Below are 15,821 nucleotides of genomic sequence, written 5' to 3'. Positions count from 1 at the left end.
CGGCCCGTGGCCGGGCCCGCCGGGGTCCTGCCCCGGAAGGACCGGGCCCGCCTGTTCGACACGCGGCGCCCCCTGCCCGCCGACGGTCGGGCCGTGGTCTTCACCAGCCACAAGAGGAACGGGGTCTTCGCGGCCGGCGACACGGTGGCCGTGCGGCGGGGCGGGCGCCTCGTCGCCACCCGCAGGACCGCCGAGACCGACCGCGAGGAGCTGGCCGAGCTGATGGTCGGCCGCGCCCTGAAGCCGCCCACCCCGACCCCGCTGGAGCCGGGCGAGCCGGTGCTGACGCTGTCCGGCGTCACCGTCGCCTCCGGCCACGGGCGCCCGCTGCTCGACGGCGTGGACCTCACCGTGCGCCGCCGCCAGATCGTCGGCATCGCCGGCGTGTCGGGCAACGGGCAGACCGCGCTGGCCGAGCTGGTCAGCGGCCTGATCCACCCCGACTCCGGCACCATGGCGCTGAAGGGCGAGCCCGCCGGCAACGCGGAACCGGCGGAGATGGTCCGGCGCGGCGTCGCCCGCATCCCGGAGGACCGGCACGCCGCCGGCCTCGTCGGCGCCATGGCGGTCTGGGAGAACCTGATCGCCGAGCGCTACCACGACCCCGCCTTCCAGCGCTTCGGCCTGATCCGCCGGGGGGCCGCCCGCGCCTACGCCGAGGAGGTGATCAAGGCGTTCGATGTGCGCTGCCCGGGGCCGGACGCCCGCACGCAGCTGCTGTCCGGCGGCAACATGCAGAAGCTGATCCTGGGCCGCACGCTGGCCCACGGTCCCGACCTGATCCTGGCGAGCCAGCCGACCCGCGGCCTGGACGTCGGCGCGGTGTCCTACGTCCATGGGCGGCTGCTGGAGGCCCGCGCCGCCGGGGCCGGGGTGTTGGTGATCTCCGAGGATCTGGACGAGATCCTGGCGCTGGCCGACGGCATCACCGTCGCCTATCACGGGCGCCTCACCCCCGTACTGCCGCACGGCCGCGTGTCGGTCCGCCAGCTCGGCCTGCTGATGGCTGGGCATTGGGAGATTCTGCCGGAGATCGTCGATGCGGCTTGAACCGCGAGAGCATACCCCGCTGGCCGCCCGCCTGCTGGCGCCCGTGGTGGCGGTGGCGGCTGCGCTGGCGCTCTGCGCGCTGCTGGTCGCCTGGACCGGCGCGCCGGTGCTGCGCGCCTACGGCCTGCTGCTGGAAGGGGCCGCCGGCTCCCGCTTCGCCCTGACGGAGACGCTGACCCGCGCCACCCCGCTGATCCTCACCGGCCTCGCCGCCGCCGTGGCCTTCCGCGCCAAGCTGTGGAACATCGGCGCGGAGGGGCAGCTCTACATGGGCGCGCTCGCCGCCGTCGTGCTGGGCGGCGGGATGCTCGACCTGCCTGCCTGGCTGCTGCTGCCGACCGTGATGATCGCCGGGGCCGCCGCCGGGGGCGCCACGCTGCTCGGCCCCGCCGTGCTGAAGGTGCGCTTCGGCGTGGACGAGGTGGTGACGACGCTGCTGCTGAACTTCATCGTCCTGCTGCTCGTCTCCATGCTGCTGGAGGGCGCGCTGAAGGACCCCATGGGCATGGGCTGGCCGCAGTCCGCCCCGGTCGTCGAGGCCGCCGAACTGCCCAAGCTGGTCGAGCGCACGCGGCTGCACACCGGCCTGCTGGTCGCGTTGGGCCTGTCGGCGCTGCTCTGGCTGATCGACACCCGGACCATCTGGGGCTACGAGAACCGGGCGGTCGGCGCCAACCCGCGCGCCGCGGCCTTCGCCGGCATGCCGGTGACCCGCGTCATGCTGCGCACCGCACTGCTGTCCGGCGGGCTGGCGGGGCTGGCCGGGGTGATCGAGGTCTGCGGGCTGAAGGGCTACCTGACGCTCGACCTGTCGCCGGGCTTCGGCTACAGCGGCATCGTCGTCGCCATGCTGGCGCAGCTTCACCCGGTCGGCGTGGTCGGGGCGGCGGTCTTCATCGCCGGCATCTTCGTCGGCGCCGACGCCATGAGCCGCGCCATGCCGGTGCCCAACTACATCGCCGACGTGCTCGTCGCCACCAGCCTGCTGTGCATGCTGGTCGCCGGGCTGCTGACGCGCTACCGGCTGCGGCGGGGGTGAGTGCCATGGAGCTGTTCCAAACGATCCTCGACATCCTGGTCTCCGCCGCCTTCTGGACGGCGGTGCTGCGCATCGCCACGCCCTACATCCTCGGCACGCTGGGCGAGCTGCTGTGCGAGCGGGCGGGCGTCCTGAACCTCGGCATCGAGGGCATCATGACGATGGGCGCCATGGCCGGCTGGATGGCCGTCTACCAGGGGGCCGACCTGTGGACCGGCGTTCTGGTGGCGGCGCTGTGCGGCGGGCTGATGGGGCTGCTGCACGCCACCCTGACGGTGCCGCTGGGCCTGTCGCAGCATGTGGCGGGCATCGGCGTCACGCTGCTCGGCACCAGCCTGTCCTACTTCGTCTACCGCCTCGTCCTGCCGCAGGCGAGCACCCCGCCGACCATCGAGCCGTTCCAGCCGCTGGACCTGCCCGGCGCGCTGGCCCAGACGCCGATGACCTACATGGCGCTGATCCTCGTCGCCGTGGTCGCCTACGTCCTCTACCGCACGCCGGTCGGGCTGGCGGTGCGCATGGTCGGCGAGAATCCGGCGGCGGCGGAGGCCCAGGGCCTCAGCGTCACCGCGGTGCGCATCGGCGCGGTGGTGGCGGGAAGCGCGCTGATGGCGCTGGCCGGGGCCTTCCTCACCCTGTCGGCCTTCAACGCCTTTTTCTTCAACATGGTCAACGGGCGCGGCTGGATCTGCATCGCGCTGGTCGTCTTCGCCTCCTGGCGGCCCGGCAAGGCATTGCTGGGCGCGGTGCTGTTCGCCGCCTTCGACGCGCTGCAATTGCGGCTTCAGCAGGTGGCGGGGGGCGTCCTGCCCTACCAGCTGTTCCTGATGATGCCCTACCTGTTGAGCATCCTGGCGCTGGTGCTGGTGGCGCGCCGCGCCTCCTACCCGCGGGCGCTGATGATCCCGTATCGCAAAGGAGAACGCTGATGTTCGATCTGATCCTGCGCCGCGCCACGCTGCCAGACGGCCGCACCGGCATGGACATCGGCGTCCGCGAGGGCCGCATCGCCGCCGTGGAGAAGGACCTGCCCGGCCCCGCCGGGGAGGAGATCGACGCGACGGGCCGGCTGGTCACGCCGCCTTTCGTCGATTCGCACTTCCACATGGACTCCACGCTCAGCTACGGCCTGCCGCGGGTCAACCGCTCCGGCACGCTGCTGGAGGGCATCGCGCTGTGGGGCGAGCTGAAGCCGCAGCTCGTCCAGGACGCCATCGTCGAGCGGGCGCTGGCCTATTGCGACTGGGCGGTGGCGCGCGGCCTGCTGGCGATCCGCAGCCATGTGGACATCTGCGACCCGCGCCTGCTGGCCGTGGAATCGCTGCTGGAGGTCAAGCGGCGGGTCGCCCCCTACCTCGACCTGCAGCTCGTCGCCTTCCCGCAGGACGGCGTCCAGCGCTCCCCCGGCGCGCTGGACCTGCTGAAGCGCGCGCTCGACATGGGCGTGGACGTGGTCGGCGGCATTCCGCATTTCGAGCGGACGATGACCGATGGTGCGGCCTCCGTGAAGCTGCTCTGCGAGATCGCGGCGGAGCGCGGGCTGCTGGTCGACATGCATTGCGACGAGTCGGACGACCCGCTGTCCCGCCATGTCGAGACGCTGGCCTACGAGACGCAGCGGCTGGGGATGCAGGGCCGGGTGACCGGCTCGCACCTCACCTCCATGCATTCCATGGACAACTACTATGTCTCCAAGCTGATCCCGCTGATGGTCGAGGCGAAGCTCGGCGTCATCGCCAACCCGCTGATCAACATCACGCTCCAGGGCCGCCACGACACGTATCCCAAGCGCCGCGGCATGACCCGCGTGCCGGAGCTGATGGGCGCCGGCCTGACCGTGGCGCTGGGCCACGACTGCGTGATGGACCCCTGGTACCCGCTCGGCTCCGGCGACATGCTGGAGGTCGCGCACATGGGCCTGCATGTCGGGCAGATGACCGGCTACGACGGGATGCTCGCCTGCTTCCGCGCGGTGACGGAGGCCCCGGCCAAGCTGCTGCACCTCGACGGCTACGGGCTGGAGGTGGGCTGCCACGCCGATCTGGTGGTGCTCCAGGCCGCCGACCCGGTGGAGGCGATCCGCACCCGCGCCACCCGCCTGTTCGTCCTGCGCCGTGGCGCCGTGGTCAGCCGCTGCGCCCCGGTGGAGGCCCAGCTCTCCCTGCCGGGGCGCCCGGAGTCGGTGTCCTTCACCCTGCCCACCGCGCGGGCGCGGTAACCGTCCCGCTGATCAAGCCTTGTGGACCCCGGCGATGAAGCGGTCGATTTCGCGGGCCAGTTCCTTGGACTGACCGGCCACCCCGGCGGCGGCGGCGAGGAGCTGGTCGGCGGCAGCGCCCGTATCGCCCGCCCCGGCCCGGATCTCGCCCATGCCGCCGCTGACCTCGCGGGCGCCGTCGGCGGCCTGCAGGACGCTGCGGGCGATGTCGCGGGTGGCGGCGGACTGCTGGTCCACCGCCGCCGCGATGCCGGACGCGATGCGGCTGACCTGGGCGATGGTCTGGCTGATGCTCCGCACCGCCTCCACCGCCTCGCCCGTCGCGTCGCGGATGCCCTTGATCTGGCCGACGATGTCCTCGGTCGCGCGGGCGGTCTGGTTGGCCAGGCTCTTGACCTCCCCGGCGACCACCGCGAAGCCCTTTCCGGCCTCGCCGGCGCGGGCCGCCTCGATGGTGGCGTTCAGCGCCAGCAGGTTGGTCTGGCCGGCGATGTCGTTGATCAGCCCGACGACGGCGCCGATCCGCTCCGCGCTGTCGGCCAGCACGACGACCGCCGAGTCGGCGCGCTTCACGTCGGCCACCGCCGCCTCGGCGATGCGGGCGGACTCGCCCACCTGCTGCCCGATCTCCTCCACCGAGGCCGACAGCTCCTCGGTCGCGGCGGCGGCGGTCTGCACGTTGTCCGCGGCGGAATGGGCGGAAAGCGTCATCCGCTCCGACCGGCCGTGGGTCTGCTCGGCGATGCCGGTGAGGGCGCGGGCGGTGGATTCGAGCTGCTGCGCGGCTGATGCCAGCGCCCCGGTCAGGCCGCCCGCCCGCTCCTCGAACCCGCGCTGCAGGTCGAGCAGGGCGGCGGTCCGCGCCTCCCTAGCGCGCCATTCCGCCTCCTGCTGGCGGCCCAGATCGCGGGCCTGCACCAGCCCCTGCTTGAACACCCCGACCGCGCGGGCCATGGCGCCCGCCTCGTCCTTGCGGTCGGCGCCGGGGATGGCGGCGTTCAGATCGCCGGCGGCCAGCCGGTCCATGGTGACGGTCAGCCCGGCGATCGGCCGGGCGATGCCGTCGCCCACCCGCCACGCCACCAGACCGCCGAGCAGGATGCAGCCCACCCCGACCAGAACGGTCAGCAGGGTCAGCCGGTTGGCGTCGGCCATCACGCTGGCCTGCGGCGCGGCGACCAGGAACGACCACGCGCCGTCCGCGCCGGTGAAGCGGACCGGCGACAGGCGCAGGTAATAGGGGGCGCCGCCGAGCGTGACGACGCCGTCGTAGGCCCGCCCCTCGGCGATGGCGCGGCGCGCCTCCTCCGGCAGGTCGTCGGCGGGATGGGAGAGACGGCCGGCGTCGGGATGGGCCACATAGACCCCGGCGCCGGTGAGCACCGCCGCATGGCCGTCGCCGTAGGGCTTCACCTGTCGGACCAGATCGGTCAATCCGCTCAGCGTCAGGTCGACGCCGGCGACGCCGATCACCCGGTCGCCGTCCTTCACGGGGGCGGCGGCGCTGGTCATCAGCGTCTTGGTCAGGTCGTCCAGATAGGGTTCGGTCAGCACCGGCTTCCCGGCCGCCGCGGCGGCCCGGTAATATTCTTTCTCCTTTACGTCGGAGAAGGGATAGCCCTCGCTGTCGTCGGCCTTGGGGCCGGGCAGCCACAGCAGGCTCATCCGCCCGGTGCCGGGCAGGCCGAGGATCTCGCCGCCGCGGTCCAGACCGGCAGCCTCACGGTCGCGCCCGTCGAACCCATCGTCGGCCATGTCAACCCACACCCCGGCGTAGAGCGGGCCGACCGCCATCAGGCGGTTGAGATAGCGGTTGACCGTCTCCCGGCGCGGGGCGCCGGTGGAGCGCTCCACCTCCACCAGCGCGGCGGCGGAGCGGGCATCGGCCAGGGCGGCGGAGATGTCGGCGGCCACCCGCGCGCCGTGGTGATCGGCGGTTTCGGCCACCAGGGTCGTGACCGCCCGCTCCGCGGCGTCGCGCGACAGGAACAGGGAAACCGAAGTGACCGCCGCCGCTCCCACGGCCAGGACAGCGGTCATGCCGATGATGATCTTGGTTCTGAAACGCCCCGTCATGCCCCTACCCTGTCCGTGCCGCCGCCCCAAATCGGGGGCGGGCGGCCATCTTGGCACACCGAAAACCGAACGGCCATATCCGCCGACTACGGATCATCCGCCGGCTCAACGGTGGCGAGCGCCCGCCGCCTCCCCCATCCGCCACGGACGAGGCGGGTGTCGGTTTTATACCGGAGGCTTCATGGCGGTTCCCTGGTGCCGGATCGGACCGGGATGCGCGCATCGGGCCACCCTTTCCCCTTACCCGGCATTTGCCGCGAAAGGTCCGGAGCGCGATTAGTTCGCATAACGCACAAAAGGGCTTGCCAGGCATTTCGCATCTGGTATACGGTATCTCACATCCCATCGCGCTTCGGAAACGAAGTGCAAAACCAACGGCGCGGGCGTGTTTTGAAGAAAACATGACGGTGCCGGAAGGTTTCGGGTCCGGTGTCGGAGCGAATGCTTTCATGAGCGCAACAGTCGATTTCGCACAGCTGGTCATGGCCGCCGGGGACGCAATCGTCGTGTCCGACGCGCAGGGCGCCATCACTTTGTGGAATCCGGCGGCCGAGCGGATGTTCGGCTTCGCGGAGGGCGAAGCGTTGGGGCAATCGCTCGACATCATCATCCCGGAACGCCAGCGCCAGCGCCATTGGGACGGCTATGCCAACACCATGCGCACGGGCCAGACGCGCTACGGCAGCGATGTGCTGCGCGTCCCGGCCCTGCACAAGGACGGGCACGCCCTGTCCATCGCCTTCACGGTCGCCCTGCTGACCGCGCCGGACGGCACGGTGACCGGAATCGTCGCCATCATCCGCGACGAGAGCAGCCGCTGGGCCGAGGAGCGCAAGCTCCGCCGACGCCTGTCGGAGTTGGAGTCCGCAAGTCCGTAACCCACAACCCATCCCGCCAGTTTGTCCGTGTTGTCCAGTGCTCAACAACGGCATCGCAATAAGTGAGAGGGAGTAAACGAGCCATGAGCAAGCCGCTCGAAGGGATCAAGATCATCGACTTCACCCACGTTCAGGCCGGCCCCGCCTGCACGCAGCTCCTCGCTTGGTACGGCGCGGACGTCATCAAGGTGGAGCGGCCGGGTTCCGGCGACGTCACCCGCAACCAGCTCCGTGACATTCCCGAAGCGGACGCGCTCTACTTCACGATGCTGAACAGCAACAAGCGCTCGCTGACGCTGGACACCAAGACCCCGCAGGGCAAGGAAATCCTTGAGAAGCTGATCAAGGAGTCCGACGTCCTCGTGGAGAACTTCGGGCCGGGCGCGCTCGACCGCATGGGCTTCACCTGGGAGCGCATCAACGAGCTGAACCCGGGCATGATCGTCGCCTCGGTGAAGGGCTTCAGCGACGGCCACCATTACGAGGACCTGAAGGTCTACGAGAACGTCGCCCAGTGCGCCGGCGGTGCGGCTTCGACCACCGGTTTCTGGGATGGCCCGCCGACCGTCAGCGCCGCCGCTCTCGGCGACAGCAACACCGGCATGCACCTCGCCATCGGCATCCTGACCGCCCTCATGGGCCGTTCGAAGACCGGCAAGGGCCAGAAGGTCGCCGTGTCGATGCAGGACTCGGTCATCAACCTCTGCCGCGTCAAGCTGCGCGACCAGCAGCGCCTCGACCGCGTCGGCTACCTGGAAGAGTACCCGCAGTACCCGCACGGCGAGTTCTCCGACGTGGTTCCGCGTGGCGGCAACGCCGGCGGCGGCGGCCAGCCGGGCTGGGTGTTGAAGTGCAAGGGCGCCGAGACCGATCCGAACGCCTACATCTACTTCACCATCCAGGGCCATGCCTGGGCGCCGATTTGTAAGGCTCTTGGCAAGCCGGAGTGGATCGACGATCCGGCCTACAACACCGCCCAGGCGCGTCAGGACAAGATCTTCGACATCTTCGCCTTCATCGAAGGCTGGCTGGCCGACAAGACGAAGTACGAGGCGGTCGACATCCTGCGCAAGTTCGACATCCCGTGCGCCCCGGTGCTGACCATGAAGGAGATCGCCGATTGCCCGTCGCTCCGCAAGAGCGGCACGATCGTCGAGGTCGATCACAAGGCCCGCGGCAAGTACCTGACCGTCGGCAGCCCGATCAAGTTCTCCGACATGACCGTCGAAGTGACCGGGTCGCCGCTGCTCGGCGAGCACTCCGACGAGGTTCTGGCCAGCCTCGGCTACACCCCGGAGCAGATCGCCGAGTTGCACGCCAACAAGGTTGTCTGATCGTTTCCCGACAGTCTGACGGCACACCTCGCGAAGACGGCGCCCCCAAAAGGGGCGCCGTTTTTTCGTTGTGCGGGGGCAGGTTTCTTGTCGGACAACAGAGGCTTCACGGATTGCACGGATTTGAACACGAATGACACGGATTATTCATCGGCTTGCCCAGCCATCGCTGACCGGGGCAAGCACGCGCTGCGCACGAATGAAAAAATCCGTGAAATCCGTGCCCGAATCCGTGCAATCCGTGAAGAACCGATCGCCCTCCGAAAATCCCGAACCTTACCGCAGCCACTCCCGCACTTCGCGGATGCGCCGGTTGCCCTCCGGCGTGCGGGCGTAGGCCTTCCCGTACTGGGTCTCGTACTCGCGCACGAAGCCCTGGCGCAGCAGCCCGTCCAGCACCGGGCGGACGATGGCCGGCTTCAGGTTCGCGGCCTTGGTGATCGTCAGGAACGAGGCCGGCAGAGCCGTCACCTCCGGCCCCGGCGTGGCGCGCAGGGTGTTGAGCGAAGTCCAGTCGACGGAGGTTGGTGAAATCATCGGCTACCCTCGATGCGGCGCGCTGTTGACTCTCTCTCGATACAACCTCAACTTCACTTGAGGTCAAGAGGTTCCGAACCCCAGGGGAGGCCCGGCGATGGCGATTCTCGATCCCGCCGACATGGACAAGGACCTTTCCGTCGGCGAGGTCGCGGAACGCTCCGGTGTGGCAGTGTCCACCATCCACTTCTACGAATCAAAGGGGCTGATCGCGAGCTGGCGGAGCAGCGGCAACCAGCGCCGCTTCCCCCGCGACGTGCTCCGGCGCATCGCCGTCATCAAGGTCGCCCAGCGCCTGGGCGTTCCGCTGGCCACCATCGCGCAGGCGCTGAAGACCCTGCCCGACGGCCGGACGCCCACCGCGGAGGACTGGAAACGCTTGTCCGCGGCCTGGAAAGCCGACCTGGACGAGCGCATCGCCGTGCTCACCAGGCTGCGCGACGGGCTGGAGGGGTGCATCGGCTGCGGCTGCCTGTCGCTCGGCGAATGCCCGCTGCGCAACCCCTGGGACGAGTTGTCGGAGGACGGTCCCGGCCCGCGCCTGCTCGATCCGCGGTGATCTCGGCACTGTTTTGCCGCGCTGTTTTGCCGCACTGCAGCATAGCCTCCTCATCCGGCGCCGTCCCGGCAATAAAAAGGCCGTGCTGTTTCCAGCACGGCCAGTATCCGAGAGGCTCGCATATAATGCGGAGCAACAACCCGCCCGATACAAAGGGTGATGAACCCTGTGTAAGAAGAATGATGCCAGAGTCGTCGCTGAGACGCAACAAGGAATCGCAAGTTTCCACATTGTGGAAACAAAGTATTTTGCAAAAAAAAAGACCGCGCCTTTGCGGGCGCGGTCAGTTTCTTCAGGGCAGCACTACGTGACAGGAAGGAAACCGGGGTAACAGCCGCCTCGACCCAATCCGAAGGATTTGCGGATCGGGGCGGATCGCGCCTCCCGGCCGGCGCGAATTCGAATTCCGTAGGGGTGTCTCGGTCAGGCCCAGGGATCAGGTGGGGAACCGCCCGCCGATCTCGGCGGTCACCGCCGCGGCGGTGCGCTTGACCATCTCGCCGAAGGCCACGACGCGGGCGTCGTCCAGACGCCGGTTGGTGCTCGACAGCGACAACGCGCCGATGACGCGGGCCTGCTCGTCGTAGATCGCCGCGGCGACGCAGTGCAGGCCGCTGACCCGCTCCTCCTGGTCCACGGCGTAGCCGCGGTCGCGCGTCAGGATCAGCTCCCGGTGCAGCGCCGGGATCGACGACACGGTGGTCCGGGTGAACTGACGCATGCCGCGCTGGGTCACGATGCTCTGCACCCGCGTGTCGGGCATGCCGGCGAGCAGAGCCTTGCCCACGGCGGAACAGTGCAGCAGCGTGCGGTCGGTGACGGGCAGCGCCGCCTGGGCGACGCGCGGACCGCCGACACGGTGCAGATAGATGGCCTCGCCGTTCTCCTCGACGGCCAGATTGACGACCTCGCTGGTCTCCTCCATCAGCCGGCGCATGCGCGGACGGGCGACGTCGAGCAGGCTGCGCGTCTTCAGGAAGCCGGTGCCGGTCATATAGGCCTGCACCCCGATCGCCCAGCCACGCTTGCCCTGATCGAAGCGCACGTAGCGCTCCTCCTGCAAGGTGGTCAGAAGGCGGTGCGCCGTGGAGGGCGAGAGATGCGCCGCTTCGGCCACAGCGGTCAGGCTCATCGGGCTGTCCGACTGGCCGAGGATGGTCATGATGCTCAGTGCCCGCGACAGCGACTGAACGAGATTGCCCTTCGCCGCACGGTCAACGGTTTCCGCGCGGCCTTCGGCCCGCGGGGCCGGGGGTGCCATCATCAGCGCTTGCGTCTTCATCGTCCCATCCCTCTCGAAATCGTCCGGCGCTGTTGCATCGCGCCGTTGTCGTCCTCGGGTGTGGCGGCCCCCGGTTCTCCCTTGCGGGGAGCGGGGGCCGCCGGTTGGCTATGCCGCCGGCTCGATGCGGGCCGCGGCGAACTTGAACTCGGGAATCTTCCCGTAGGGGTCCAGCTTCGGGTTGGTCAGCACGTTGGCCGCCGCCTCGGCGTAGCAGAAGGGCACGAACACCAGCCCGGACGGGACGTTGTAGTCCGACCGCGCCTTCAGCTCGATGGTGCCGCGCCGGGTGGTGACCTTCATGCGGTCGCCGCCCTTGGCCCCCAGCCGCCGCAGGTCCGCCGGGCTCATGTAGGCCACCGCCTCCGGCTCCAGATCGTCGAGAACCTGGGCGCGCCGGGTCATCGACCCGGTGTGCCAATGCTCGAGCTGGCGCCCGGTGGTCAGGACCATCGGGAACTCGGCGTCCGGCTCCTCGGCCGGCGGGATCACGTCGGCGGGGACCAGACGCCCGCGGCCGGTGGCCGTGGGGAAGCCGTCGCCGAACACGATCTCCTGGCCCGGATCGTCCGCGGACAGGCTGGGATAGGTGACCGAACGCTCGCGCTCCAGCCGCTCCCAGGTGATGTTGTCGAGCGACGGCATCGCCCCCTTCATCTCCCGGAACACGTCGCGCGGATGCTCGTAGTTCCAGTCCAGACCCAGGCCGCGGGCCATGGCGTTGACGATCCACAGGTCCTGCCGGGCCTCGCCCGGCGGCGGCAGGGCCTGGCGGCCGAGCTGGACCTGGCGGTTGGTGTTGGTCACCGTGCCGGTCTTCTCCGGCCAGGCCGAGGCGGGCAGAACCACGTCGGCGTATTTGGCCGTCTCGGTCAGGAACAGGTCCTGCACCACCAGATGGTCGAGCTTGGCGAGCGCGTCGCGGGCGTGCTCCACGTCCGGGTCGGACATGGCCGGGTTCTCGCCCATCACGTACATGCCGTTCAGCGAGCCGGCATGGATGGCGTCCATGATCTCGACGACGGTCAGGCCGCGCTTGGAGTCCAGCTTGGTGTCCCAGAAATCCTCGTAGAAGGCGTGGACCTCCGGATCGTCCACCGGACGGTAGTCCGGGAACATCATCGGGATCAGGCCGGCGTCGGAGGCGCCCTGGACGTTGTTCTGGCCGCGCAGCGGGTGGAGGCCGGTGCCGGGGCGCCCGATCTGGCCGGTGACCAGCGACAGGGCGATCAGGCAGCGCACGTTGTCGGTGCCGTGGGTGTGCTGCGACACGCCCATGCCCCAGAAGATGATCGAGCCCTTGGAGGTGGCGTAGAGGCGCGCGACCTCGCGGAGCTGCTCCGCCGGGATGCCGCAGACCGGCTCCATGGCCTCCGGGGTGAAGCTGGCGATGTGGGCGCGCAGCTCCTCGAAGTCCTGGGTGTGCTCCGCCACATACCGCTCGTCGTACAGCCCCTCGCTGATGATGACGTTCAGCATGGCGTTCAGCATGGGCACGTCGCGGCCCGGCTTGAACTGGAGCATGTGGCTGGCGTGGCGCTTCAGCACCTGGCCGCGCGGGTCCATGATGACCAGCTTGGCGCCGCGCTTGGCCGCGTTCTTGAAGAAGGTCGCGGCGACCGGGTGGTTCTCCGTCGGGTTGGAACCGATGACGACGATCACCTCGGCGTCCTTGGCCGCCATGAAGGGAGCCGTCACCGCGCCCGACCCGATGCCCTCGATCAGCGCCGCCACCGAGGAGGCGTGGCACAGGCGGGTGCAATGGTCGACGTTGTTGGTGCCGAAGCCGACGCGCACCAGCTTCTGGAACAGATAGGCTTCCTCATTGGAGCCCTTGGCCGAACCGAAGCCGGCGAGCGCCGAGCCGCCCCGCTCGTCGCGGATCTTGCGCAGGCCGGCGGTGGCGACCTCCAGGGCCTCCTCCCAGCTCGCCTCGCGGAAGTGGGTCAGCGGGTTGAGCGGGTCGATGTCCACGTCGTGCTTGGACACGCCCTCCTTGCGGATCAGCGGCTTGGTCAGGCGGTGCGGGTGGTGGATGTAGTCGAAGCCGAAGCGGCCCTTCACGCACAGCCGGTTCTTGTTGGCCGGGCCGTCGCCGCCCGTCACCGACAGCAGCTTCTCGTCCTTGATGTTGTAGGTCAGCTGGCAGCCGACGCCGCAATAGGGGCAGACGCTGTCCACCTTGCGGTCCGGGGCGGCGGCGAAGACGCCGCTGTTCAGGTCCACCTGGGTCTTCGGCATCAGCGCGCCGGTCGGGCAGGCCTGGACGCACTCGCCGCAGGCGACGCAGGTGCTGTCGCCCATCGGGTCGGCGAAGTCGAAGACGATCGTCTCCTTGTGGCCGCGCAGCGCCATGCCGATGACGTCGTTGACCTGGACCTCGCGGCAGGCGCGGACGCACAGGTTGCACTGGATGCAGGCGTCGAGCTGCACCGCCATGGCCGGGTGGCTGAAGTCGGGCTTCGGCGCGCACTCGCGGCTGGGGAAGCGGCTGTCCGAGACCTCCAGACGGTCGGCCCAGCGCCAGAACTTGCTGTCCGGGTCGTGGGCCTCCTCCCGCTTCGGCTGGTCGGCGACCAGCATCTCGATGACCATCTTGCGGGCGAACTTGGCGTTCTCGCTGGCCGAGCGGACGCGCATGCCCGGCGTCGGGTGGCGCACGCAGGAGGCCGACATGGCACGCTCGCCGTCGATCTCGACCATGCAGGCCCGGCAGTTGCCGTCCGCGCGGTAGCCCGGCTCATCGGCGTAGCAGAGATGCGGGATCTCGGTGCCCAGGCGGTTGGCGACCTGCCAGATCGTCTCGCCGGCGTGGGCTTCGACGAGTTCGTCGTCGAGGTGGAACAGGATGCGGTCGCTCATATCACCGGACCTCCCCGCGCAGATCGTCGCGGAAGTGCTTCAGCGCACTCTTCAGTGGGTTCATCGCGGCCTGACCCAGGCCGCAGATCGACGCCGTGCCCATCAGCCGGGCGAGTTCCGTCAGAAGCGGCTCGTCCCACACCGGCTGCTTGATGAGCGCCACCGCCTTCTCCGTTCCGACGCGGCAGGGCGTGCACTGGCCGCAGCTCTCGTCCTCGAAGAAGTCCAGCAGGTTGCGCACGACCTTGCGCATGTCGTCCTGATCCGACAGCACGACCACCGCGGCGGAGCCGATGAAGCAGCCGTGCTGCTCCAGCGTGCCGAAGTCCAGCGGGATGTCGTCCATGCTGGCGGGCAGGATGCCGCCCGACGCGCCGCCGGGCAGATAGCCCTTGAGCGTGTGGCCGTCGGCCATGCCGCCGCAATACTCGTCGATCAGCTCGCGGATGGTGACGCCGGCGGGGGCCAGCTTCACGCCCGGATCCTTCACATGGCCGGAGACGGAGTAGCTGCGCAGGCCCTTGCGGCCGTTGCGCCCGTGGCTGCCCCACCAGTCGGCGCCCTTCTCAAGGATGTCCCTGATCCAGAACAGCGTCTCGACGTTGTTGATAAGGGTCGGGCGGCCGAACAGGCCGACGACCGACGGGAAGGGCGGCTTGTGCCGCGGCAGGCCCCGCTTGCCCTCGATGCTCTCCAGCATCGCGGACTCCTCGCCGCAGATGTAGGCCCCGGCGCCGCGCCGCAGATGGATGCGGGTGTGCCCGGCGAGGCCCGCCTTTTCCACGGCGGCGATCTCGTGCTCCAGCACCTCGCGGATGTGCGGGTACTCGTCGCGCAGGTAGATGTAGACGTCGGTTGCCTCGACCACCCAGGCGCCGATCAGCATCCCTTCCAGGAAGCGGTGCGGATCATTCTCCAGATAGTAGCGGTCCTTGAAGGTGCCCGGCTCGCCCTCGTCCCCGTTCACCGCCATCAGGCGGGGACCGGGCTCGTGGCGGACGAAGCGCCACTTGCGGCCGGTCGGGAAGCCGGCGCCGCCGAGGCCACGCAGGTTGGCCCCTTCCAGCTTGCCGAGGATGTCGTCCACCGGGACGTTGCCCGTCAGACAGTCGGCGAGCAGGCGGTAGCCGCCCTCCGCCTTGTACTGATCCAGGCTGACATAGGTGGGGAGCTGCGGGTGCGTCTCGCCGTTCTTCACGGCGGTGACCACGCTCTCGACCGTGGCGTTCTCGTGCAGGGCGTGGCCGATGGCCACCGCCGGGGCGTTGTGGCAGGCGCCCATGCAGGGGGCGCGCACCACCCGGACGTCCGGCCCCATGTCGGCGGCCTTCAGCTCGTCGAGCAGCTTCTCGCCGCCGGCCATGCAGCAGGACAGGCTGTCGCAGACCCGGACGGTCACGGGCGGAGGAGCGTCCTCCCCGTCCATCACGATGTCGAAGTGGGCGTAGAAGGACGCCACCTCGTACACCTCCACCAGGGCCAGCCGCATCTCGTGGGCCAGCGCCGCGAGGTGGCGGGCGTGCAGCCCGTGGTAGGTGTCCTGCAACAGGTGCAGATGCTCGATCAGCAGGTCCCGCTGCCGGGACCGGTCACCGAGGAGTTCCTGCACCTCCGCCAGGGCCGCCGGATCGACCTGCCGGCCCTTCGGCTGGGGCCGGGTGTTCCGGCGCCCCGAACCGGGATGGATGGCGCGCCTTTTGGTGTCGTCTTTGGCGACGATGGCCGTGTCCATGTCCGCCCTCCCCTCTCGTCAGGCTTGATTCTTCGTAACGTTGGGATGTCGTGCCGTCGTTTGGAACCGCCCCCCCGTTTTTTCCGAGGGGGCTTTGTTTTTATAACTCAGGAAGGCGTTACTGCTTGGGACCCTTGCGGACGGCGCTGGTGGGGTTGAGGCTGCCGATGTTGCCGCTCTCCGACCCGGCGTTGGGGTCGATCACCGCGTTGATCAGCGTCGGCCGGCCGCTGTCCATCGCCGCGCTGACCGCG

The 15,821-nt window shown here is 69.5% G+C and carries 12 protein-coding genes; 7 read left to right on the top strand and 5 right to left on the bottom strand.

From position 1 onward, the window contains the following. The 4 genes from GBZ26_RS16745 to GBZ26_RS16730 all read left to right on the top strand — a co-directional run. Positions 1-1,050 (top strand): ATP-binding cassette domain-containing protein (locus GBZ26_RS16745; RefSeq protein WP_174439802.1); only part of this gene is annotated, 1,050 nt, incomplete at its 5' end. Then, complete coding sequence (locus GBZ26_RS16740; RefSeq protein ID WP_174439801.1) at positions 1,040-2,089, top strand: ABC transporter permease; 1,050 nt, start codon at positions 1,040-1,042, stop codon at positions 2,087-2,089. The genes GBZ26_RS16745 and GBZ26_RS16740, both read left to right, overlap by 11 nt. A 5-nt stretch (positions 2,090-2,094) precedes the next feature. After that, a complete protein-coding gene (locus tag GBZ26_RS16735; protein ID WP_145708446.1) occupies positions 2,095-3,018 on the top strand; it encodes an ABC transporter permease in 924 nt (307 codons plus the stop codon). Next, positions 3,018-4,307 (top strand): amidohydrolase family protein, encoded by a 1,290-nt coding sequence (locus GBZ26_RS16730; protein ID WP_174439800.1) that lies wholly within the window; start codon positions 3,018-3,020, stop codon positions 4,305-4,307. The genes GBZ26_RS16735 and GBZ26_RS16730 overlap by 1 nt, the downstream gene beginning before the upstream one ends. Positions 4,308-4,319: 12 nt before the next feature. Here GBZ26_RS16730 and GBZ26_RS16725 read toward each other — a convergent pair whose 3' ends face one another. Beyond that, positions 4,320-6,383, bottom strand: a complete 2,064-nt coding sequence (locus GBZ26_RS16725) for a methyl-accepting chemotaxis protein (RefSeq protein ID WP_174439799.1) — start codon at positions 6,381-6,383, stop codon at positions 4,320-4,322. Between the two features lie 449 nt (positions 6,384-6,832). Between GBZ26_RS16725 and GBZ26_RS16720 the strand changes: the two genes are divergently transcribed. Together GBZ26_RS16720 and frc are read left to right on the top strand one after the other, a co-directional pair. After that, entirely contained in the window at positions 6,833-7,261 is a 429-nt protein-coding gene (locus GBZ26_RS16720) for a PAS domain-containing protein (RefSeq protein WP_174439798.1), read from the top strand. 83 nt (positions 7,262-7,344) lie between these two features. Continuing rightward, positions 7,345-8,595, top strand: a complete 1,251-nt coding sequence (gene frc, locus GBZ26_RS16715; protein WP_174439797.1) for a formyl-CoA transferase — start codon at positions 7,345-7,347, stop codon at positions 8,593-8,595. A 276-nt stretch (positions 8,596-8,871) separates the two neighbouring features. Here the strand turns inward: frc and GBZ26_RS16710 are convergent, their stop codons facing one another. Beyond that, positions 8,872-9,132, bottom strand: a complete 261-nt coding sequence (locus tag GBZ26_RS16710; protein ID WP_174439796.1) for a hypothetical protein — start codon at positions 9,130-9,132, stop codon at positions 8,872-8,874. A 97-nt stretch (positions 9,133-9,229) separates the two neighbouring features. On the opposite strand from GBZ26_RS16710, the gene soxR reads away from it, so the two are divergent. After that, a complete protein-coding gene (gene soxR, locus GBZ26_RS16705) occupies positions 9,230-9,691 on the top strand; it encodes a redox-sensitive transcriptional activator SoxR (RefSeq protein WP_137107334.1) in 462 nt (153 codons plus the stop codon). 436 nt (positions 9,692-10,127) lie between these two features. Here the strand turns inward: soxR and GBZ26_RS16700 are convergent, their stop codons facing one another. From GBZ26_RS16700 to GBZ26_RS16690, 3 genes are all read right to left on the bottom strand, one after another. Next, a complete protein-coding gene (locus GBZ26_RS16700; RefSeq protein ID WP_174439795.1) occupies positions 10,128-10,973 on the bottom strand; it encodes an IclR family transcriptional regulator in 846 nt (281 codons plus the stop codon). Positions 10,974-11,081: 108 nt separating this feature from the next. Then, a complete protein-coding gene (fdhF, locus tag GBZ26_RS16695; RefSeq protein WP_174439794.1) occupies positions 11,082-13,835 on the bottom strand; it encodes a formate dehydrogenase subunit alpha in 2,754 nt (917 codons plus the stop codon). Position 13,836: 1 nt separating this feature from the next. After that, positions 13,837-15,567 (bottom strand): NAD(P)H-dependent oxidoreductase subunit E, encoded by a 1,731-nt coding sequence (locus tag GBZ26_RS16690; RefSeq protein ID WP_174439793.1) that lies wholly within the window; start codon positions 15,565-15,567, stop codon positions 13,837-13,839. Between the last annotated feature and the right edge of the window lie 254 nt (positions 15,568-15,821).

The organism is Azospirillum formosense, from assembly GCF_013340925.1.
Taxonomy (GTDB): Bacteria; Pseudomonadota; Alphaproteobacteria; order Azospirillales; family Azospirillaceae; genus Azospirillum; species Azospirillum formosense.
The sequence above is the reverse complement of the archived record's forward strand: the minus strand, read 5'-3'. Positions and strand labels throughout refer to the sequence as shown.

Bases quoted from the DNA above. Each gene is read 5' to 3' on its own strand.
- GBZ26_RS16740 (WP_174439801.1), top strand. From the start codon at position 1,040: ATGCGGCTTGAACCGCGAGAGCATACCCCGCTGGCCGCCCGCCTGCTG.
- GBZ26_RS16735 (WP_145708446.1), top strand. From the start codon at position 2,095: ATGGAGCTGTTCCAAACGATCCTCGACATCCTGGTCTCCGCCGCCTTC.
- GBZ26_RS16730 (WP_174439800.1), top strand. From the start codon at position 3,018: ATGTTCGATCTGATCCTGCGCCGCGCCACGCTGCCAGACGGCCGCACC.
- GBZ26_RS16725 (WP_174439799.1), bottom strand. From the start codon at position 6,383: ATGACGGGGCGTTTCAGAACCAAGATCATCATCGGCATGACCGCTGTC.
- GBZ26_RS16720 (WP_174439798.1), top strand. From the start codon at position 6,833: ATGAGCGCAACAGTCGATTTCGCACAGCTGGTCATGGCCGCCGGGGAC.
- frc (WP_174439797.1), top strand. From the start codon at position 7,345: ATGAGCAAGCCGCTCGAAGGGATCAAGATCATCGACTTCACCCACGTT.
- GBZ26_RS16710 (WP_174439796.1), bottom strand. From the start codon at position 9,132: ATGATTTCACCAACCTCCGTCGACTGGACTTCGCTCAACACCCTGCGC.
- soxR (WP_137107334.1), top strand. From the start codon at position 9,230: ATGGCGATTCTCGATCCCGCCGACATGGACAAGGACCTTTCCGTCGGC.
- GBZ26_RS16700 (WP_174439795.1), bottom strand. From the start codon at position 10,973: ATGAAGACGCAAGCGCTGATGATGGCACCCCCGGCCCCGCGGGCCGAA.
- fdhF (WP_174439794.1), bottom strand. From the start codon at position 13,835: ATGAGCGACCGCATCCTGTTCCACCTCGACGACGAACTCGTCGAAGCC.
- GBZ26_RS16690 (WP_174439793.1), bottom strand. From the start codon at position 15,567: ATGGACACGGCCATCGTCGCCAAAGACGACACCAAAAGGCGCGCCATC.